Source organism: Pseudomonas sp. S3_B11, assembly GCF_054667715.1.
In genome coordinates this window covers 4695528-4714785 of the sequence record NZ_CP162749.1, presented here as the reverse complement: position 1 = coordinate 4714785, position 19258 = coordinate 4695528, and the positions used below count along the sequence as shown (strand labels likewise).

Sequence of the window (19258 nt, the reverse complement as noted above, 5' to 3'; positions counted from 1 at the left end):
ATATTTGTCAGTCATCGCGAGCAAGCTCGCTCCCACAAAAAGCCCTTCTACTTCCCGCCGCTACCGGCCACGCTCTCACCGCCTCGGGTCAGGTAATACGCGCCCAATATAGGCAACATCGTGACCATCATCACCAGCATTGCCACCACGTTGGTCACTGGTACATCGCGAGGGCGGCTGAGTTGGTTGAGCAGCCACAGCGGCAGCGTGCGTTCGTGGCCGGCGGTGAAGGTGGTGACGATGATCTCGTCGAATGACAGCGCAAACGCCAGCATCCCGCCGGCCAGCAACGCCGAGCCGAGGTTGGGCAAGATGATGTAGCGAAAGGTCTGCCAACCGTCGGCCCCCAGGTCCATCGAAGCCTCGATCAGGCTGTGGGAGGTACGGCGCAGGCGGGCGATGACGTTGTTGTAGACGATCACCACGCAGAACGTTGCATGGCCCACGACGATGGTGAACATGCCGGGCTCGATGCCAAGGGTCTTGAAGGTCGCCAGCAGCGCAATGCCGGTGATGATGCCCGGCAAGGCAATCGGCAGGATCAGCATCAGCGAAATGCCTTGCTTGCCGAAGAAATCCCGACGGTACAGCGCCGCCGAGGCCAGGGTGCCAAGCACCATGGCGATCAGCGTGGCGATGGCTGCGATCTGCAACGACAGCTTGATCGCCTCCAGCACATCCGGGCGCGCGAAGGCGACGCTGAACCACTTCAGGGTCAGGCCCTTGGGCGGGAAGCTGAACGCGGCGTCCTCGGTATTGAAGGCGTAGAGGAAGATGATCAGGATCGGGAAATGCAGGAACACCAGCCCGCCCCACGCCGCGATCCGCAAGCCCCACGAGGCCCGGTCTTGAGAGTCAGAGTGCATCGAAAGCCCCCAGGCGCTTGACGATAGACAGGTAGATGGCGATCAGCACGATGGGCACCAGGGTGAACGCCGCGGCCATGGGCATGTTGCCGATGGCGCCTTGCTGGGCGTAGACCATGCTGCCGACGAAGTAGCCCGGCGGGCCCACCAGTTGCGGCACGATGAAATCCCCCAGGGTCAGCGAGAAGGTGAAGATCGAGCCGGCGGCGATGCCGGGGATCGACAGTGGCAGGATCACCTGCATGAACGTCTGGTGTGGCCTGGCGCCCAGGTCTGCCGAGGCTTGCAGCAGCGATGGCGGCAGACGCTCCAGGGACGCCTGGATCGGCAGGATCATGAACGGCAGCCAGATGTAGACGAATACCAGAAAACGCCCCAGGTGTGAGGTGGACAAGGTGCTGCCACCCACGCCCGGGATTCCCAGCACGAACTGCAACACCGGCCCCAGGCCCAGGTGCTGGACGAACCACTGCGCCACGCCACCCTTGGCCAGCAGCAGCGTCCAGGCATAGGCCTTGACGATATAGCTGGCCCACATCGGCAGCATCACCGCGATGTAGAAAAACGCCTTGGTCTTGCCACTGGTGTAGCGCGCCATGTAGTAGGCAATCGGGAATGCGACGATGGCGCTGGCGATGGACACCGCTATCGCCATGCTCAGGGTGCGCAAAATGATGTCGAAGTTCGACGGCTGGAACAGCGCCGCGAAATTCGCCAGGGTCAGGTCCGGCGTGACCGCCATGGTGAAGTCGTCGAAGGTGTAGAAACCCTGCCACAGCAAGGTCAGCAGCGAGCCCAGGTAGATCGCGCCGAACCAGATCAGCGGTGGCACCAGCAACATCGACAGGTACAGGTTGGGGCGCCGGTACAGCAGGTTGGAAAATCGTCGCAACGGTGAACCGGGTGTGGGCGTTTGAGCGATGGCCAAGGTGTTCATCTCACACCTCGCCACTGACAGTGTCGTGCAGCGCGACCATCGCCTCCCGCGCCCAGCGTACGCTCAGGTGCTGGCCGGTCTGGTGCTGGGCTGTGTTGTCGAGCCACTGGGTGTTGGCCTGGCTGAGGTTCAGGGTCTGGCCGTTGGCAAGTTTCAACTCGTAGCGTGTGGCGCTGCCCTGGTACTGGATGTCGTGCAGCAGGCCGTGGACTTCGATCTCACCACTGGCCAACGGACCTTCGGCGAAACGCACGTGTTCCGGGCGAATCGAGAACGGTTGTGGATAACCGATCAGTTCCCGGGCCAGCTCGCCACGGATCACGTTGGAGGTGCCGACGAATTCGGCGACGAAGGTGGTCGCCGGTTTCATGTACAGGTTGCGTGGGGTATCGACTTGTTCGATGCGGCCCTTGTTGAACACCGCCACGCGGTCGGACATCGACAGCGCTTCGGTCTGGTCGTGGGTGACGAAAATGAAGGTGATGCCCAACTGGCGTTGCAGCTTCTTCAATTCGCCCTGCATTTGCTCACGCAGCTTCAGGTCGAGGGCGCCCAAGGGTTCATCGAGCAGCAACACCCGCGGGCGATTGACCAGCGCGCGGGCCAAGGCCACGCGTTGGCGCTGGCCGCCGGAGAGCTGCACCGGCTTGCGTTCGCCGTAGCCGCCCAGGGCAACCATCTCCAGCGCTTCGTCAGCGCGCTGGATGCGCTCGGCCTTGGCGACGCCTTTGACTTTCAGACCGTAGGCCACGTTGTCGCGCACGTTCATATGGGGGAAGAGGGCGTAATCCTGGAACACCGTGTTGACGTCCCGTTGGTACGGCGCAAGCCCGGTGGCCTCTTCGCCGTGGATGCGGATCGATCCGGCACTGGGTTGTTCGAACCCGGCGATCAGTCGCAGGCAGGTGGTCTTGCCCGAACCGGACGGGCCCAGCATGGAAAAGAACTCGCCGTCCTGGATGTCGATGCAAACCCGGTCAACGGCCTTCACATCGCCGAACTGACGGGATACCTGGGTGAATTGGACTGCAAGCGTCATGGTGCGGGGCTCCAAAAAGTGCGACTTCTATTGGATCGTGGGTGGGTTGCCGTGCACCAGACCTGTGAGAGCAACGCTATGGGAGCAAAGCTTGCTCGCGATACAGGCGCCTCGGTTCCCCAGGAGACCGCATCATCTTCATCGCGGGCAAGCCTTGCTCCCACACAGTGAACTACACCGACTGATTGGGCTTAGCGCCCGCCCATGATCGCAATGTAGTCCTGGGTCCAGCGGCTGTACGGCACGAACTTGCCGCCCTCGGCCTGTGGGGTTTTCCAGAAGGCGATCTTGTCGAACTGATCGAAACCGTTGGTCTTGCAGCCTTCGGCGCCCAGCAGTTCGCTGCCCTTGCACGCCGCGGGCACCGCCGGCAACGAGCCGAACCACGCCGCCACGTCACCCTGGACTTTCGGTTGCAGCGACCAGTCCATCCACTTGTACGCGCAGTTGGGGTGCTTGGCCTCGGCGTGCAACATCGTGGTGTCGGCCCAGCCGGTGGCGCCTTCTTTCGGAATGGTCGAGGCGATCGGTTGCTTCTCGTTCATCAGGCCGTTGACCTGATATGGCCAGGCGCCGGAGGCCACCACGCCTTCGTTCTTGAAATCGCTCATCTGCACGGTGGTGTCGTGCCAGTAGCGGTGGATCAGCGGCTGCTGGGCCCGCAGCAATTCCAACACGGCCTTGTACTGGGCTTCGTCGAGTTGGTATGGGTCCTTGATGCCCAGCTCAGGCTTGGCGGTCTTGAGGTAGAGCGCCGCGTCGGCGATGTAGATCGGGCCATCGTAGGCTTGCACGCGGCCTTTGTTCGGCTTGCCGTCGGGCAGGTTCTGGGCGCTGAACAGCACGCTCCAACTGGCGGGCGCCTGCTTGAACACGTCGGTGTTGTACATCAGCACGTTCGGGCCCCACTGGTACGGGGTGCCGTAGGTCTGCTGGTTGACCACGTACCACGGTGCATCCTTGAGGCGCGGGTCGAGGTTTTTCCAGTTGGGGATCAGCGCGGTGTTGATCGGCTGCACGCGCTTGCCGGCAATCAGCCGCAACGAGGCGTCGCCCGAGGCGGTGACCAGGTCGTAGCCGCCCTTGGTCATCAGGCTGACCATTTCGTCGGACGTAGCAGCAGTTTTCACATTGACCTTGCAACCGGTTTCCTTCTCGAAACCGGTGACCCAATCGTAGGCCTTGTCGCTTTCGCCGCGTTCGATGTAACCCGGCCAGGCGACGATATCCAGTTGGCCCTCACCGGCGCCAACGGCCTTGAGCGGTTCGGCGGCCTGGAGGCTGACGCTGGTCAGCAGCGCCGTGGTGATTGCACTGAGCAATACGGTCTTGTGCGCGTACATGGAAATCCCTCTTGCTTTAATTATGGTCGGGGCAGTGTTCGAACAGGGTGAAGCGCCATGGATGGCCTGTTATTAGAGTAGTGCTGTTATCTACAGATGCTGGCCGTGGCGGGCCATGATGTGGCGCACCACGCTGTAGTCCTGGAGCGAATCGCTGGATAGGTCTTTGCCGTAGCCCGAACGTTTCAGGCCGCCGTGGGGCATTTCGCTGACCAGCATGAAATGGCTGTTGATCCAGGTGCAGCCGTATTGCAGCCGCGCCGCCACTTGCATGGCCTTGTCGAGGTTCTGGGTCCATACCGAAGAAGCCAGGCCGTATTCGGAATCGTTGGCCCAGTCCACCGCCTGGCTGAGTTCGTCGAAGCGGGTCACGGTGACGACCGGGCCGAACACTTCGCGCTGGACGATTTCATCGCTTTGCTTGCAGCCGGCCAGCAGCGTGGGTTGGTAGTAGAAACCGGCGCCGGAATGCACCGCCGCGCCGGTAATGCGTTCGATGTGTGGCTGGCCGAGGGCGCGCTCGACAAAACTGGCGACCCGGTCGCGCTGGCGGGTGCTGATCAGCGGGCCGATCTCATTGTCGGCGTCGCGCTTGCCGGCAAAGCGCAGGCTGCTGACCGCCGCGCCGAGTTCGGCCACCAGGCGGTCGTGAATCGCGCCTTGGGCGTAGATCCGACACGCCGCCGTGCAATCCTGCCCGGCGTTGTAATAACCATAGGTGCGCACGCCTTCGACCACGGCCTGGATGTCGGCGTCGTTGCACACGATCACCGGCGCCTTGCCGCCCAGTTCCAGGTGCGTGCGCTTGAGGGTTTTCGCCGCTGCCTGGAGGATCTTCTGCCCGGTGACGATATCGCCGGTCAACGAGACCATGCGCACTTTGGGATGGCTGACCAGATGGCTGCCCACACCTTCGCCGCCCCCGCAGAGGATGTTGATCACGCCCCGTGGCAGGATCTGGGCCAGTGTCGGCGCCAGGGCCAGGATCGACAGCGGTGTGTGTTCCGACGGCTTGAACACCAGCGTATTACCGGCAGCCAGGGCCGGGGCGATTTTCCACGCGGCCATCATGATCGGGTAATTCCACGGTGCAATGGACGCCACCACGCCAATCGGGTCGCGGCGCACCATGCTGGTGTAGCCGGGCAGGTATTCGCCACTGAGCTGGCCGGTCTGGCAGCGCACGGCGCCAGCGAAGAAACGGAATACATCCACCGTCGCACTGAGGTCGTCCTGGCGCGCCAGGTGCAGCGGCTTGCCGCAGTTCAGGGATTCGAGGCGGGCCAGCTCATCGGCGTTCTTTTCGATGGCGCTGGCGATGTCCAGTAGCAGGTTAGAGCGTTGTTGCGGTGTGGTGCGCGACCAGCCGTCGAAGGCCTGGTGGGCGGCGAGGATCGCGGCTTCGACCTGCTCGGTACTGGCCTCGGCGATGTGAGCCACCACTTCGCCAGTGGCCGGGTTGAGGATCGGCTCGACAATGCCTTCACCGGGAACCAGTTCCCCGTCGATCAGCAACGCGGTGCACAACGGGGTTTGCGTACCAGCCATTTTTATAGGTCTCAGTTGAAACAAAGAACCTGTGGGAGCGAGCTTGCTCGCGATAGCGGTTTGTCAGTCGAATCTATGTTGCCTGACCCACCGCTATCGCGAGCAAGCTCGCTCCCACAGGAAAGAGGCGTGCAGTCAGATTAGTGCTCAGATCCGAGGCCGACAAATTCGAAATACTCAAGGCTGTATTCGATTAAATAGATGGCTTTCGTCCGCCATGGGGTTGTTCCCGGGCGACGGCCAGGAACGGGTCGACCGACGCCGGTCGCGCCGTGCCCCGGCGCCAGGCCAGGCCGACGTCGAGGGTCTGGTTGAGGTCGGCAATCGGTCGCGCTTCGATGATGTCGCCTTCCAGCGACCAAGGGCGGTAGGTCATGTCCGGCTGGATCGACACCCCCAAGCCTGCCGCCACCAGGCTGCGCACCGCTTCGGTCGAGGCGGTGCGCAGGGTGACCCTGGGTTGCAGACCGGCACCGCGCCACAGGCGCTGGGCGTTGCGGTCCATTTCATCGACGTTCAGCTGGATCAGCGGCTCGCGGGCCACGTCGGCCAGGTTGATGCTGTCGTGTTCCAGCAGCGGGTGCTGCGCTGGCAGCCACAAACGGTGTGGTGAATGCGTCAGCACTTCGGTCTGCAAGGCGTGGCGGTCTTCCAGGTTGGACAGGATCAACACCCCGACGTCGATTTCGCCGCTGACCAGCAAATGCTCGATATACGGCCGCTCGTCCTCCATCACCCGGATCTCCACGTTGGGATAGGCGCGCTGGAAACGGGTCAGCAGGTCCGCCAGGTAATAGCCGGCGACCAGGCTGGTGACGCCGATGGTGACCTGGCCGGCGACCTGGTCGGTGCTCTGTTGCAGGCTGCGCTTGGCGTTGTCGACGGTGGCCAGGATCAAATGGGCCTGGCGCAGGAATTGATGACCCTGATGGGTCAGGGTCATGCCCTTGGCGTGGCGGTTGAACAGGCTGACGCCGATTTCCTGCTCCAGTTGCTGGATGGCCAGGGTCAAGGTCGACTGGGAAATGAACGCCGTTTGCGCAGCGGCAGAGATGGAGCCGGTTTCGGCCACGGCGATGAAATGGCGGATCTGGCGCAGGGTCATCATGGTCGAATATCCGGTGGGCGGTTTTATCGATGTACTGGAGTGTATATCGTTTTTTTAGAATGGAAGGGGAGTGTGTCTTGGAATGAGCCAGGCAACATCTGGAAGCAATCTCGCCAACGGCGCCGGGGCACTTTCGATCTAGGCTGGTGGCCTTACGTTGACCCGAAATGTGGAGACAACAAATGAACACCCGTGGATTGCTCGATCAGCTTCTCAAGTCCGGCCAGGAAATGTTGCAGAACAAGGCTGGCGGGTCCCAAGGCAAGTCCTCCGGCGGTCTGGGCGGTTTGCTCGGCGGCTCCGGCAACCTTGGCGGGATGCTTTCCGGTGCGGGCGGCGGCGCTCTGGCCGCCGGGGCCATGGGCCTGTTGCTGGGCAACAAGAAAGCCCGCAGCTTCGGTGGCAAGGCCCTGGCCTATGGTGGTCTCGCGGCCTTGGGCGTGATCGCCTACAAGGCCTACGGCAATTGGCAGGCCCAGCAAGGCACCGCGCCGAAAACCGAACCGCAGACCCTCGACCGCGTGCCCCCGGCGCAGGTCGAGCAGCACAGCCAGGCGATCCTCAAGGCGCTGGTGGCGGCGGCCAAGGCCGACGGCCATGTGGACGAGCGCGAGCGGCAGTTGATCGAAGGCGAATTCACCAAGCTCGACAACGACCAGGAACTGCAACACTGGCTGCACGCCGAACTCAACAAGCCCCTGGACCCCACCGACGTCGCCCGCGCTGCCAGCACCCCGGAAATGGCAGCGGAAATGTACATCGCCAGCGTGATGCTGGTGGACGAGGAAAACTTCATGGAGAAGTCCTACCTCGATGAACTGGCGCGCCAACTCAAGCTGGAGCCGGGGCTAAAGGTGGAGTTGGAGAAACAGGTGCGCCAGGCGACTGTATAGATCAGTCCCACCTCATTCCCTGTGGGAGCGAGCTTGCTCGCGATGGGGTTCGGTCAGTCACAGCCGCGTGGTCTGACACGCCGCTATCGCGAGCAAGCTCGCTCCCACGGGGGCATTGCTCATCTTGAGAAAACTACGAGCCTCGCCTTCGTCAAAAATCCCCTCAAACCGCCATACAGGCCCGGTGCCGCCCTCGGCTATACTCCCCAGCATTTCAAATGCCCGAGGTTTTACCGTGAAGAATTGGACATTGCGCCAACGCATCCTGGCGAGTTTTGCGGTGATCATCGCCATCATGCTGTTGATGGTGGTTGTCTCGTATTCACGGTTGTTGAAGATCGAGGACAGTGAAGAAAACGTCCGGGTCGATGCGGTGCCAGGGGTGTATTACAGCTCCATGATTCGCGGTGGCTGGGTTGACAGCTACGTCTTGACCCAACAAATCGTCGGCCTTTCGGGCAACCGGGAAATCACCGCTGAGGATAAGGCCCGCTACCAGGGCTTCGAGCAGCACCTGCGCGAAGAGATGCAGAACTATCAAAAACTGATCCAGAACCCCGCCGACCAAGCCTCTTTCGACGAGTTCGAGGCCAATCACCTGGCGTTCAACCAGGCCATGGCAAAGGTCCTGGACTTGTACCAGCGCAAGGACTACGAAGGGGCGCGGCAGGCTTTGGACAAAGAGCTGACGCCAGAATGGATCGGCGGCCGCGGGCATTTGAATCACATCATCGAGCGCAATCGTGAGCTGGCGGAAAACGCCACCCAGACCATCGGCGATGCGGTAACGGCGGCCAAGGTCGCCATGGGCCTGTCGTTCCTGGTCGCGTTGATCGTCGCCGTACTCTGTGGCCTGCTGTTGATGCGGGCGATCATGGGACCGATGAACCGCATCGTCGAGATCCTCGAGATCATGCGCAGCGGCGACCTGAGCGGGCGCCTGAACCTGGCGCGCAAAGACGAATTCGGTGCAGTGGAAACCGGCTTCAACGACATGATGGCCGAGCTGACCTCACTGGTGTCCCAGGCCCAACGCTCCTCCGTGCAGGTCACCACCTCGGTGACCGAGATCGCCGCCACCTCGCGCCAGCAACAGGCCACGGCCACCGAAACCGCCGCCACCACCACCGAGATCGGCGCGACGTCCCGGGAAATCGCCGCCACCTCCCGAGACCTGGTGCGCACCATGACCGAAGTGTCCACCGCCGCCGACCAGGCTTCGGTGGCCGCCGGCTCCGGTCAGCAAGGCCTGGCGCGCATGGAGGAAACCATGCATTCGGTGATGGGCGCCGCCGACCTGGTGAACGCCAAGCTGGCGATCCTCAACGAGAAGGCCGGCAACATCAACCAGGTGGTGGTGACCATCGTCAAAGTGGCCGACCAGACCAACCTGTTGTCCCTCAACGCGGCCATCGAGGCCGAAAAGGCCGGCGAGTACGGTCGTGGTTTCGCCGTGGTCGCCACTGAAGTACGACGCTTGGCTGACCAGACCGCCGTAGCGACCTATGACATCGAGCAGATGGTGCGCGAGATCCAGTCCGCGGTATCGGCCGGGGTGATGGGCATGGACAAGTTTTCCGAAGAAGTGCGTCGAGGCATGGCCGAAGTGCAGCAGGTGGGTGAGCAACTGTCGCAGATCATCCATCAGGTCCAGGCCCTGGCGCCGCGGGTGTTGATGGTCAACGAAGGCATGCAGGCCCAGGCCACCGGTGCCGAGCAGATCAACCACGCCCTGGTGCAGTTGGGCGATGCCAGCAGCCAGACCGTGGATTCCCTGCGCCAGGCCAGTTCCGCCATCGACGAGCTGAGCCAGGTAGCCGTAGGGCTGCGCAGCGGCGTCTCGCGTTTCAAAGTCTGATGAGCGAACTCGAGACCCGGCGTGGCGCTGCACCGACGGCCCGCCAGTCGTTGTTCCTGGTGTTCTGCATCGGCAACGAACGTTACGCCCTGCAGGCCATCGATGTGGTGGAAGTGCTGCCGCGCCTGCCCCTCAAGCCGATTGCCCGGGCGCCGTCCTGGGTGGCGGGGGTGTTTGCCTGGCGTGGCACGGTGGTGCCGGTGATCGACCTGTGCGCCCTGACCTTTGGCCAGAGCGCACAGGCCCGGACCAGTACGCGACTGGTGCTGGTGCGCTATCAGGGCGACGCGCAACAAACGGGACAGGTGCTGGGCCTGATCCTGGAACAGGCGACCGACACCGTGCGCTGTGACCCGGCCGATTTCAAACCCTATGGCCTGGACAACCGGCAGGCGCCGTACCTCGGCCCGGTGCGCGAAGATGCCCACGGGTTGCTGCAATGGGTGCGGGTCAATGACCTGCTCGATGAATCCGTTCGGGCGCTGCTGTTTCCTGCGCCGCCGCTGAACCTCGACGACCTCGAGGCAACGCCATGAACAACGACCAGCGTTTTTTCGATTTTCTCAAGGAGCGCATCGGCCTGGATGTGACCTCCGTCGGCACCGCGATCATTGAGCGTGCCGTGCGCCAACGCATCATTGCCGTGCCCGGGCGAACCGCCGATGAGTACTGGCAAGGCCTGCAGCATTCGGCCCAGGAGCAGCAAGCGCTGATCGAAGCGGTGATCGTCCCGGAGACCTGGTTCTTCCGCTACCCCGAATCCTTCGCGACCCTCGCCAGGCTGGCCGTCAAGCGCCTGGCCGAGATCAAGCACCTGCGCGCGCTGCGTATCCTCAGCTTGCCGTGTTCCACCGGCGAAGAACCTTATTCGATTGCCATGGCCTTGCTCGACGCAGGCCTGGGGCCACATCAGTTCAAGGTGGACGGCCTGGACGTCAGCCCGCTGTCGGTGGCGCGGGCCAAGGAAGCGCGTTACGGCAGGAATTCCTTCCGTGGCGCGGAGCTGGGTTTTCGCGAGCGTTACTTCGACGCCGAAGACGAGGGCTACCGCCTCAGCGAGCGGGTGCGCGAACAGGTGCGTTTGCAAGTGGGCAACCTGCTGGATCCGGCTTTGTTGGCGAACGAGGCACCTTACGACTTTGTGTTCTGTCGCAACCTGTTGATCTATTTCGACCAGCCGACCCAGCAGCAGGTGTTCGAGGTGCTCAAGCGCCTGACCCATCAGGACGGTGTGCTGTTTATCGGCCCCGCCGAGGGCAGCTTGCTCGGCCGACTGGGCATGCGCTCGATCGGGGTCGCCCAATCGTTCGCCTTCAGCCGCCAGGGGGCACCCGAGCCGCAACCGTTACCGGCCTTGATGCCGACCCCGCTGCCGGTTCGTCAGCCTCCGCCCCGTGTCGTTGCGCCGGTGATTCGGCCGCGACCGTTTGCGGCGAGCGTGACGCCGATTGTCGAGCCCAAAAGCAGCGACGCCGCGACCTTGCTGGCCAATATCGCTGCCCTGGCCAACGGTGGTAAAAGCGCCGAGGCCCGCGTGGCTTGCGAAGCCTACTTGCGCAGCCACGCGCCAAACGCCCAGGTGTTCTATTGGTTGGGCCTGCTCAGCGACATGGCTGGCAGCGCGCTTGAAGCCCAGGGTTTTTATCGCAAGGCGCTTTATCTTGAACCGCAACACGCCGAGGCCCTGGTGCATCTGGCGGCGCTGCTGGCTTCCCAGGGAGACGCGGCCGGAGCCCGTCGATTGCAGGAACGCGCCGCCCGTAGCGGGCGCGCGGCAGACAGTGAGCACAAACGATGAGCGGTTCGGCTTCTTATTCCGTCACCCATGACGATGCTCAGGCTATCGACGACTGCTGGAATCGCATCGGGGTGCATGGCGACAAATCCTGTCCTTTGCTGGTCGAGCATATCCATTGCCGCAATTGCTCGGTGTATTCGGCGGCCGCCACCCGGCTGCTCGACCGTTATGCCTTGCCGCAGGATCAGCGGGATCTGTCCCTTGCCCCCGCGGACACCGATGTGGTCACGCGCTCGCTGCTGATGTTCCGCCTCGGCGAGGAATGGCTGGGCCTGACGACGCGCAGCCTGGTGGAAGTGGCGCCATTGCAGCCGATCCATTCCTTGCCCCACCAGCGCTCGCGGGCCTTGTTGGGCGTGGCGAATGTACGCGGGGCGCTGGTGGCCTGCCTGTCGCTGGTGGAGCTGTTGGACCTGGAGCCCGGCGCGGCGGTGGTTTCCGGCGCACGGGTGATGCCGCGCATGTTGATTGTCGCGGCCAAGGGCGGGCCGGTGGTGGTGCCGGTGGATGAGGTGGACGGCATCCACGCCATCGATGAGCGCATCCTGGCGAGCGCTTCGCAATCGACGGGCAAGTACACCCGTGGTGTGCTGCCCTTCAAGGGCCGCAGCCTGCGCTGGCTGGATGAAGAACAACTGCTGTCCGCCGTGGCTCGGAGCCTGTCATGACCCCTGATCAGATGCGCGACGCCTCGTTGCTGGAGCTGTTCAGCCTGGAAGCCGAAGCCCAGGTCCAGGTGTTGAGTGCCGGCCTGCTGGCCCTGGAGCGCGATCCGACCCAGGCCGATTACCTGGAGTCGTGCATGCGCGCGGCGCATTCCCTCAAGGGTGCGGCACGCATAGTCGGGGTGGACGCCGGGGTTAGCGTGGCCCATGTGATGGAAGATTGCCTGGTCAGCGCCCAGGAGCGGCGCCTGGTGCTGGGCGCTGAACACATCGATGCCTTGCTGCAAGGTACTGACCTGCTGACGCGCATCGCCACCCCGGGCAACAGCGTCGGCGCCCCGGACATCGACGCCTATGTGGCGTTGATGGGGCGTCTGCTTGATCCCAACGCGCCACAGGCCCCGGCAGTGGTCTTACCAAGCGTCGAGACACCGGTCGAGCCGCTACGCATCGAGCTGCCGGAAGTGGAACCGCTCCCGGCAACGGAGCCGGCCCCCAAGCGCAAACGGGTCACCGAAGGCGGCGAGCGGGTCTTGCGGGTCACGGCCGAACGCCTCAACAGCTTGCTCGATCTGTCGAGCAAGTCCCTGGTGGAGACCCAGCGCCTCAAGCCCTGGCTGGCGACGATGCAGCGGCTCAAGCGCCAGCAAAGCAGCGGTTTGCGCGCCCTTGAAGAGCTGAACGTGCACCTCAAGGACCATGCCCTGAGCCTGCAAGCCCAGGAAGCCCTTGGCGATGCTCGCCGTTTGCTCGCCGAAACCCAGCAATTGCTGGCGCAGAAAACCGCCGAGCTGGATGAATTCGCCTGGCAGGCCAGTCAGCGGGCGCAGGTGCTGTATGACACGGCGCTGGCCTGTCGCATGCGCCCGTTCGCCGATGTGCTTTCGGGTCAGGCACGCATGGTCCGTGACCTGGGCCGCAGCCTGGGCAAACAGGTGCGCCTGGAGATTGAAGGCGAGAAGACCCAGGTCGACCGCGATGTGCTGGAAAAGCTCGAAGCGCCGCTGACGCATTTGCTGCGCAATGCCGTGGACCATGGCATCGAATCCCCGGAGCAACGAATACTGGCCGGCAAGCCCGCCGAAGGCCTGATCCGCCTGCGGGCTTCCCATCAGGCTGGCCTGTTGGTGCTGGAGCTGGCGGACGACGGCGCCGGGGTGGACCTGGAACGGGTGCGCCGCAGCATCGTCGAGCGTGGCCTTTCCCCTGAGCAAACCGCCGCCAGCCTCAGCGAGGAGGAACTGCTGACCTTCCTGTTCCTGCCCGGTTTCAGCCTGCGCGACAAGGTCACCGAAGTGTCCGGGCGCGGCGTCGGCCTGGACGCGGTCCAGCACATGGTCCGGCAGTTGCGCGGTGCGGTGGTGCTGGAGCAGACGGCGGGCGAGGGCAGTCGTTTCCATCTTGAGGTGCCGCTGACGCTGTCGGTGGTGCGCAGCCTGGTGGTGGAAGTCGGCGATGAAGCGTACGCCTTTCCCCTGGCCCACATCGAACGCATGTGCGACCTGGCGCCGGAAGACATCGTCCAGGTCGAAGGTCGCCAGCATTTCTGGCACGAGGGCCGGCATATCGGGCTGGTCGCCGCCAGCCAATTGCTCAATCGCCCGGCGACGCAAGGCAGCAGCCAGACCCTCAAGGTCGTGGTGATCCGCGAGCGCGAGACGATCTACGGCGTGGCGGTGGAGCGCTTCATTGGCGAGCGGACCCTGGTGGTCCTGCCCCTGGACGAACGCCTGGGCAAGGTCCAGGACATTTCCGCCGGGGCCTTGCTCGACGATGGCTCAGTGGTGTTGATTGTCGATGTCGAAGACCTGTTGCGTTCGGTGGACAAGTTGCTCGATACCGGACGCCTGGAGCGCATCGCCCGGCAGAACCAGGCCCAGGCCCCGCGCAAGCGGATCCTGGTGGTGGACGATTCCCTCACCGTGCGCGAGCTGCAACGCAAGTTGTTGCTCAATCGCGGCTACGACGTGGCAGTGGCGGTGGATGGCATGGACGGTTGGAACGCCTTGCGTTCGGAGGATTTCGACTTGCTGATCACCGACATCGACATGCCGCGCATGGACGGCATTGAGTTGGTGTCGCTGCTGCGGCGTGACAACCGCTTGCAATCGCTGCCGGTGATGGTGGTGTCCTACAAGGACCGCGAAGAGGATCGCCGCCGTGGCCTGGACGCTGGCGCCGACTATTATCTGGCCAAGGCGAGCTTCCACGACGACGCCTTGCTCGACGCCGTGGTCGAATTGATCGGAGGGGCCCGCGCTTGAAGATCGCCATCGTCAATGACATGCCCCTGGCAGTCGAGGCCCTGCGCCGCGCCCTGGCGTTCGAGCCGGCGCATCAACTGGTCTGGGTGGCCGCCAACGGCGCCGAGGCGGTGCAACGCTGCGCCGAATACACCCCGGACCTGATCCTCATGGACTTGTTCATGCCGATCATGGATGGCGTGGAGGCCACCCGAAGGATCATGGCCGACAGTCCCTGCGCTGTTGTGATCGTCACCGGTGACAGCCAGCAGAACGTCCACCGGGTGTTCGAGGCTATGGGCCATGGCGCGCTGGATGTGGTCGATACCCCGGCCCTGGGCGTCGGTAACCCGGCAGATGCGGCGGCGCCGTTGCTGCGCAAGATCACCAACATCGGCTGGCTGATCGGTGAGCGCAACAAGCGTGAACGACCGGTGCCGACGGCGCAGCGTGCGGCAGTGTCGCGCAAGAGCCTGGTGGCCATCGGGTCGTCGGCGGGCGGTCCGGCGGCGCTGGAGGTGCTGCTCAAGGCGCTGCCGCGTAACTTTGCCCCGGCCATCGTGCTGGTCCAGCATGTGGACGAGGTGTTTGCCGCGGGCATGGCCGAGTGGCTGGGCAGTGTCTCGGGCCACACGGTGCGCCTGGCCCGGCACGGCGAGACGCCGCAGAGCGGCACGGTGTTGCTGGCCGGGACCAACCATCATCTGCGTTTGTTGAAGGACGGTACCCTGGCCTACACCGCCGAGCCGGTGAACGAGATCTACCGGCCCTCCATCGACGTGTTTTTTGAAAGTGTCGCCCAGTACTGGAGCGGTGACGCGGTGGGCGTATTGCTCACCGGCATGGGTCGCGACGGTGCACAAGGGCTTAAGCTCCTGCGCGAACAGGGCTATGTGACCATCGCCCAGGACCAGCGCAGCAGTGCGGTGTACGGGATGCCCAAAGCGGCGGCCGCCATCGACGCCGCCGCCCATATTCTCGCCCTGGACGCTATCGCGCCTCGGCTGTTGGAGATTTTTACCCCATGAAGAACCCCGCCAGTGTTGCCCCAGGGCGTACTCAGGTAAGCCACCATGAATGATCTGCAGCTAGACGATTTCAAGCGCGATGAGAACGCGGCCATGGTCTTGCTCATCGACGATCAGGCGATGATCGGCGAGGCGGTGCGGCGCGGGCTATCGAACGAAGACAACATCGACTTCCATTTCTGCTCCGATCCTCACCAGGCCATCGCCCATGCGGTTCGCATCAAGCCGACGGTGATTCTCCAGGACCTGGTGATGCCCGGCCTGGATGGCCTGAGCCTGGTGCGCGAGTACCGTAACCATCCGGCCACCCGCGATATCCCGATCATTGTCCTGTCCACCAAGGAGGACCCGCTGGTCAAGAGCGCGGCGTTCGCCGCCGGCGCCAACGACTACCTGGTCAAGTTGCCGGACAACATCGAACTGGTGGCACGCATCCGCTATCACTCGCGTTCCTACATGATGCTGTTGCAACGCGACGCGGCCTATCGGGCACTGCGAGTCAGCCAGCAGCAACTGCTCGACACCAATCTGGTGCTGCAACGCTTGATGAACTCCGACGGCCTGACCGGGTTGTCCAATCGTCGGCACTTCGACGAATACCTGGAGTTGGAATGGCGCAGGGCGATGCGCGACCAGAGCCAACTGTCGCTGCTGATGATCGATGTGGACTACTTCAAGTCCTACAACGACAACTTCGGTCACCTGGAGGGTGATGAAGCCTTGCGCAAGGTTGCCACGGCGATCCGCGATGCGTGCAGCCGTCCATCCGACTTGCCGGCCCGCTACGGCGGCGAGGAGTTCGCCCTGGTCCTGCCCGGCACCTCGCCGGGCGGCGCCCGGCTGATGGCCGAGAAACTGCGCCAGGGCGTCGTCTCCCTGAAAATCCCCCACGCCACGCCCGACGGCGGCGAGAACCTGACCATCAGCATCGGCGTCTCGACCTTCACCCCCCAGCAGGGTAGCGATTGCCGGCAACTGATCTCGGCGGCGGACAAGGGGTTATACCTGGCCAAGCACAATGGGCGTAATCGGGTGGGGGTTGAATAAATCCCTGCTTGGCGAAGAGGCTTTTTGTGGTGAGGGGGATTGTGCTGATCAATCCCTGAACCTCATTACCCCTAAAGCCGCCAGGCGGGCTGCCGCTGGCGCTTGATTACGTTATACTCGCCGGCTTTCAAAAGTTCGCCAACGAGTGCTGCCCGCCATGGAAATCAACCCGATCCTTAACACCATCAAGGACCTGTCCGAGCGCTCCGAAACTATTCGGGGGTATCTTTGACTACGATCAAAAGCATGAGCGTCTGACCGAAGTCAATCGCGAGCTTGAAGATCCGAATGTCTGGAACAACCCTTCGTACGCCCAGGAACTGGGCCGCGAGCGTTCTGCGCTGGCGCAGATCGTCGAGACCCTGGACGAGTTGTCCAGCGGCCTGGCCGATTGCCGCGACCTGCTGGACATGGCTGTCGAAGAGAACGATGAGGGCGCGGTCGGCGATGTCGTCGCCGAGCTGACACGCCTCGACGAGAACCTCGCCAAGCTGGAATTCCGTCGCATGTTCAGCGGCGAGATGGACATGAACAACGCCTACCTGGACATCCAGGCCGGCTCCGGCGGCACCGAAGCCCAGGACTGGGCCAACATCCTGCTGCGCATGTACCTGCGCTGGGCTGACAAACGCGGTTTCGACGCCACCATCATGGAACTGTCGGCCGGTGAAGTCGCCGGGATCAAGGGCGCCACCGTGCACATCAAGGGCGAATACGCCTTTGGCTGGCTGCGGACCGAGATCGGCGTGCACCGCCTGGTGCGCAAGAGCCCGTTCGACTCCGGCAACCGCCGCCACACCTCGTTCTCGGCCGTATTCGTTTCGCCGGAAATCGATGACAACATCGAGATCGAGATCAACCCGGCGGACTTGCGCATCGACACCTACCGTTCCTCCGGGGCCGGTGGCCAGCACGTTAACACCACCGACTCGGCCGTACGGATTACCCACGTACCGACCAACACCGTGGTCAGCTGCCAGAACGAGCGTTCCCAGCACGCCAACAAAGACACCGCGATGAAGATGCTCCGGGCTCGCCTGTACGAGCAGGAAGTGCAGAAGCGCAACGCGGCGTCCCAGGCGCTGGAAGACACCAAGTCGGACATCGGCTGGGGTCACCAGATCCGTTCGTACGTGCTCGATGCCTCGCGGATCAAGGATCTGCGGACCAGCATCGAACGCAGCGATTGCGACAAGGTGCTCGATGGCGATATCGATGAATACCTGATCGCCAGCCTCAAACAAGGGCTGTAACGCGACACCCATGCGGCGGGCAGACATGCTTCCATCAAGGAGCATGACTCGCCCGCAAACTCCGGCCCGGGGCCGGGGGCAACGAACCTGTGATGGAATCCTTAAAGACATGAGCGACCTAGAACTCGACCCGCAAGCCCTGCAACAGGAAGAAAACTCCCTGATCGCCCTGCGCAAGGAAAAGCTTGCTGCCGAGCGCGCCAAGGGCCAGGCCTTCCCCAACGACTTCCGCCGCGACGCCTACTGCGACGTCTTGCAGAAGCAGTATGCGGACAAGACCAAGGAAGAGCTGGCCGAGGCGGCGATTCCAGTCAAGGTGGCCGGTCGTATCGTGCTCGATCGTGGTTCGTTCATGGTGATCCAGGACATGACCGGGCGCCTCCAGGTCTACGTCAACCGCAAGACCCTGCCGGAAGAAACCCTGGCCGCCGTCAAGACCTGGGACCTGGGCGACATCATTGCCGCCGAAGGCACCCTGGCCCGTTCCGGCAAGGGCGACCTGTACGTCGAGATGACCAGCGTGCGCCTGCTGACCAAGTCCCTGCGCCCGCTGCCGGACAAGCACCACGGCCTGACCGACACAGAGCAGCGCTATCGCCAGCGCTATGTCGACCTGATCGTCAACGAAGACGTGCGCCAGACGTTCCGCGTGCGCTCGCAAGTCATCGCCCACATCCGCAGCTTCCTGATGAAGCGTGACTTCCTGGAAGTCGAGACGCCGATGCTGCAGACCATCCCTGGCGGTGCGGCGGCCAAGCCGTTCGAAACCCACCACAACGCCCTGGACATGGAAATGTTCCTGCGTATCGCGCCGGAGCTGTACCTCAAGCGTCTGGTTGTGGGTGGCTTCGAAAAGGTCTTCGAGATCAACCGCAACTTCCGTAACGAAGGCGTTTCGACCCGGCACAACCCCGAGTTCACCATGCTCGAGTTCTACCAGGCCTACGCCGACTACGAAGACAACATGGACCTGACCGAGGAACTGTTCCGCGAGCTGGCCCAGCTTGTTCTCGGGACGACCGACGTGCCGTACGGCGACAAGGTGTTCCACTTCGGCGAGCCGTTCGTGCGCCTGTCGGTGTTCGACTCGATCCTCAAGTACAACCCTGAACTGACTGCCGATGATTTGAACGACATCGAGAAGGCCCGCGCCATCGCCAAGAAGGCCGGCGCCAAGGTGCTCGGCTTCGAAGGCCTGGGCAAGCTGCAAGTGATGATTTTCGAGGAGCTGGTCGAGCACAAGCTGGAACAGCCGCACTTCATCACCCAGTACCCGTTCGAAGTGTCGCCGCTGGCCCGTCGCAACGACGAGAACCCAAGCGTGACCGATCGTTTCGAGCTGTTCATCGGTGGCCGTGAAATCGCCAACGCCTATTCCGAGCTCAACGATGCAGAAGACCAGGCCGAGCGTTTCATGGCCCAGGTGGCTGACAAGGACGCCGGCGACGACGAAGCCATGCACTACGATGCCGACTTCGTGCGTGCCCTGGAGTACGGCATGCCGCCGACCGCTGGCGAAGGCATCGGTATCGATCGCCTGGTGATGTTGTTGACCAACTCACCGTCGATCCGGGATGTGATTCTCTTCCCGCACATGCGGCCTCAAGCGTAAGTGCTTCAACTAAAAAAGCC

Annotated in this window: 16 protein-coding genes; 10 read left to right on the top strand and 6 right to left on the bottom strand. The window is 63.2% G+C overall.

The window, feature by feature from the left end; all coding sequences use genetic code 11:
- Window positions 1-47: 47 nt before the first annotated feature.
- The 6 genes from AB4O22_RS21295 to AB4O22_RS21270 all read right to left on the bottom strand — a co-directional run bounded on the left by AB4O22_RS21295 (window position 48) and on the right by AB4O22_RS21270 (window position 6841).
- Entirely contained in the window at window positions 48-866 is an 819-nt protein-coding gene (locus AB4O22_RS21295) for an ABC transporter permease (protein ID WP_460097077.1), read from the bottom strand.
- Complete coding sequence (locus AB4O22_RS21290; RefSeq protein ID WP_013692364.1) at window positions 856-1803, bottom strand: ABC transporter permease; 948 nt, start codon at window positions 1801-1803, stop codon at window positions 856-858. Before AB4O22_RS21290 ends, AB4O22_RS21295 begins: the two co-directional genes overlap by 11 nt.
- Before the next feature lies 1 nt (window position 1804).
- On the bottom strand, window positions 1805-2842 hold the full coding sequence (locus tag AB4O22_RS21285) for an ABC transporter ATP-binding protein (RefSeq protein WP_460097075.1): 1038 nt from the start codon (window positions 2840-2842) through the stop codon (window positions 1805-1807).
- 191 nt (window positions 2843-3033) lie between these two features.
- Window positions 3034-4185 (bottom strand): putative ABC transporter substrate-binding protein YdcS, encoded by a 1152-nt coding sequence (gene ydcS / locus AB4O22_RS21280; protein WP_003198128.1) that lies wholly within the window; start codon window positions 4183-4185, stop codon window positions 3034-3036.
- Between the two features lie 90 nt (window positions 4186-4275).
- Window positions 4276-5733 carry a gamma-aminobutyraldehyde dehydrogenase gene (locus tag AB4O22_RS21275; RefSeq protein WP_003198130.1) on the bottom strand — a complete coding sequence of 486 codons (1458 nt, stop codon included), beginning with the start codon at window positions 5731-5733 and terminating at the stop codon, window positions 4276-4278.
- Between the two features lie 193 nt (window positions 5734-5926).
- On the bottom strand, window positions 5927-6841 hold the full coding sequence (locus AB4O22_RS21270) for a LysR family transcriptional regulator (protein ID WP_003198132.1): 915 nt from the start codon (window positions 6839-6841) through the stop codon (window positions 5927-5929).
- 182 nt (window positions 6842-7023) lie between these two features.
- On the opposite strand from AB4O22_RS21270, the gene AB4O22_RS21265 reads away from it, so the two are divergent.
- The 10 genes from AB4O22_RS21265 (at window position 7024) to lysS (ending at window position 19238) form a co-directional block, all read left to right on the top strand.
- Window positions 7024-7734, top strand: a complete 711-nt coding sequence (locus tag AB4O22_RS21265) for a tellurite resistance TerB family protein (RefSeq protein WP_003198134.1) — start codon at window positions 7024-7026, stop codon at window positions 7732-7734.
- A 235-nt stretch (window positions 7735-7969) separates the two neighbouring features.
- A complete protein-coding gene (locus AB4O22_RS21260; protein ID WP_003198136.1) occupies window positions 7970-9592 on the top strand; it encodes a methyl-accepting chemotaxis protein in 1623 nt (540 codons plus the stop codon).
- Window positions 9592-10128: a chemotaxis protein CheW gene (locus AB4O22_RS21255; RefSeq protein WP_223524206.1), complete on the top strand. Its 537-nt coding sequence runs from the start codon at window positions 9592-9594 to the stop codon at window positions 10126-10128. Before AB4O22_RS21260 ends, AB4O22_RS21255 begins: the two co-directional genes overlap by 1 nt.
- A complete protein-coding gene (locus tag AB4O22_RS21250) occupies window positions 10125-11390 on the top strand; it encodes a CheR family methyltransferase (RefSeq protein ID WP_003198140.1) in 1266 nt (421 codons plus the stop codon). The genes AB4O22_RS21255 and AB4O22_RS21250 overlap by 4 nt, the downstream gene beginning before the upstream one ends.
- Window positions 11387-12058 carry a chemotaxis protein CheW gene (locus AB4O22_RS21245; protein ID WP_028237035.1) on the top strand — a complete coding sequence of 224 codons (672 nt, stop codon included), beginning with the start codon at window positions 11387-11389 and terminating at the stop codon, window positions 12056-12058. The genes AB4O22_RS21250 and AB4O22_RS21245 overlap by 4 nt, the downstream gene beginning before the upstream one ends.
- The gene (locus AB4O22_RS21240) at window positions 12055-14319 is read left to right on the top strand and encodes a response regulator (RefSeq protein ID WP_460097074.1); all 2265 of its coding nucleotides are present in this window, start codon (window positions 12055-12057) and stop codon (window positions 14317-14319) included. The genes AB4O22_RS21245 and AB4O22_RS21240 overlap by 4 nt, the downstream gene beginning before the upstream one ends.
- Window positions 14316-15326: a chemotaxis-specific protein-glutamate methyltransferase CheB gene (gene cheB / locus AB4O22_RS21235; protein ID WP_460097073.1), complete on the top strand. Its 1011-nt coding sequence runs from the start codon at window positions 14316-14318 to the stop codon at window positions 15324-15326. The genes AB4O22_RS21240 and cheB overlap by 4 nt, the downstream gene beginning before the upstream one ends.
- Before the next feature lie 45 nt (window positions 15327-15371).
- Complete coding sequence (locus AB4O22_RS21230) at window positions 15372-16373, top strand: diguanylate cyclase domain-containing protein (protein ID WP_460097072.1); 1002 nt, start codon at window positions 15372-15374, stop codon at window positions 16371-16373.
- 157 nt (window positions 16374-16530) lie between these two features.
- Window positions 16531-17626 (top strand): peptide chain release factor 2 gene (gene prfB / locus AB4O22_RS21225; RefSeq protein ID WP_095963568.1). Its coding sequence is split into 2 segments (ribosomal slippage): window positions 16531-16602 and window positions 16604-17626, totalling 1095 coding nucleotides; the frame shifts between segments, so codons are not numbered across the junction.
- Window positions 17627-17735: 109 nt separating this feature from the next.
- Complete coding sequence (gene lysS, locus AB4O22_RS21220) at window positions 17736-19238, top strand: lysine--tRNA ligase (RefSeq protein WP_003198151.1); 1503 nt, start codon at window positions 17736-17738, stop codon at window positions 19236-19238.
- Window positions 19239-19258: the final 20 nt, after the last annotated feature.

Coding starts and splice junctions, on each gene's coding strand:
- AB4O22_RS21265 (WP_003198134.1), top strand. CDS start 7,024: ATGAACACCCGTGGATTGCTCGATCAGCTTCTCAAGTCCGGCCAGGAA.
- ydcS (WP_003198128.1), bottom strand. CDS start 4,185: ATGTACGCGCACAAGACCGTATTGCTCAGTGCAATCACCACGGCGCTG.
- lysS (WP_003198151.1), top strand. CDS start 17,736: ATGAGCGACCTAGAACTCGACCCGCAAGCCCTGCAACAGGAAGAAAAC.
- AB4O22_RS21250 (WP_003198140.1), top strand. CDS start 10,125: ATGAACAACGACCAGCGTTTTTTCGATTTTCTCAAGGAGCGCATCGGC.
- AB4O22_RS21275 (WP_003198130.1), bottom strand. CDS start 5,733: ATGGCTGGTACGCAAACCCCGTTGTGCACCGCGTTGCTGATCGACGGG.
- AB4O22_RS21290 (WP_013692364.1), bottom strand. CDS start 1,803: ATGAACACCTTGGCCATCGCTCAAACGCCCACACCCGGTTCACCGTTG.
- AB4O22_RS21295 (WP_460097077.1), bottom strand. CDS start 866: ATGCACTCTGACTCTCAAGACCGGGCCTCGTGGGGCTTGCGGATCGCG.
- AB4O22_RS21240 (WP_460097074.1), top strand. CDS start 12,055: ATGACCCCTGATCAGATGCGCGACGCCTCGTTGCTGGAGCTGTTCAGC.
- AB4O22_RS21255 (WP_223524206.1), top strand. CDS start 9,592: ATGAGCGAACTCGAGACCCGGCGTGGCGCTGCACCGACGGCCCGCCAG.
- AB4O22_RS21270 (WP_003198132.1), bottom strand. CDS start 6,841: ATGATGACCCTGCGCCAGATCCGCCATTTCATCGCCGTGGCCGAAACC.
- AB4O22_RS21230 (WP_460097072.1), top strand. CDS start 15,372: ATGAATGATCTGCAGCTAGACGATTTCAAGCGCGATGAGAACGCGGCC.
- AB4O22_RS21245 (WP_028237035.1), top strand. CDS start 11,387: ATGAGCGGTTCGGCTTCTTATTCCGTCACCCATGACGATGCTCAGGCT.
- AB4O22_RS21285 (WP_460097075.1), bottom strand. CDS start 2,842: ATGACGCTTGCAGTCCAATTCACCCAGGTATCCCGTCAGTTCGGCGAT.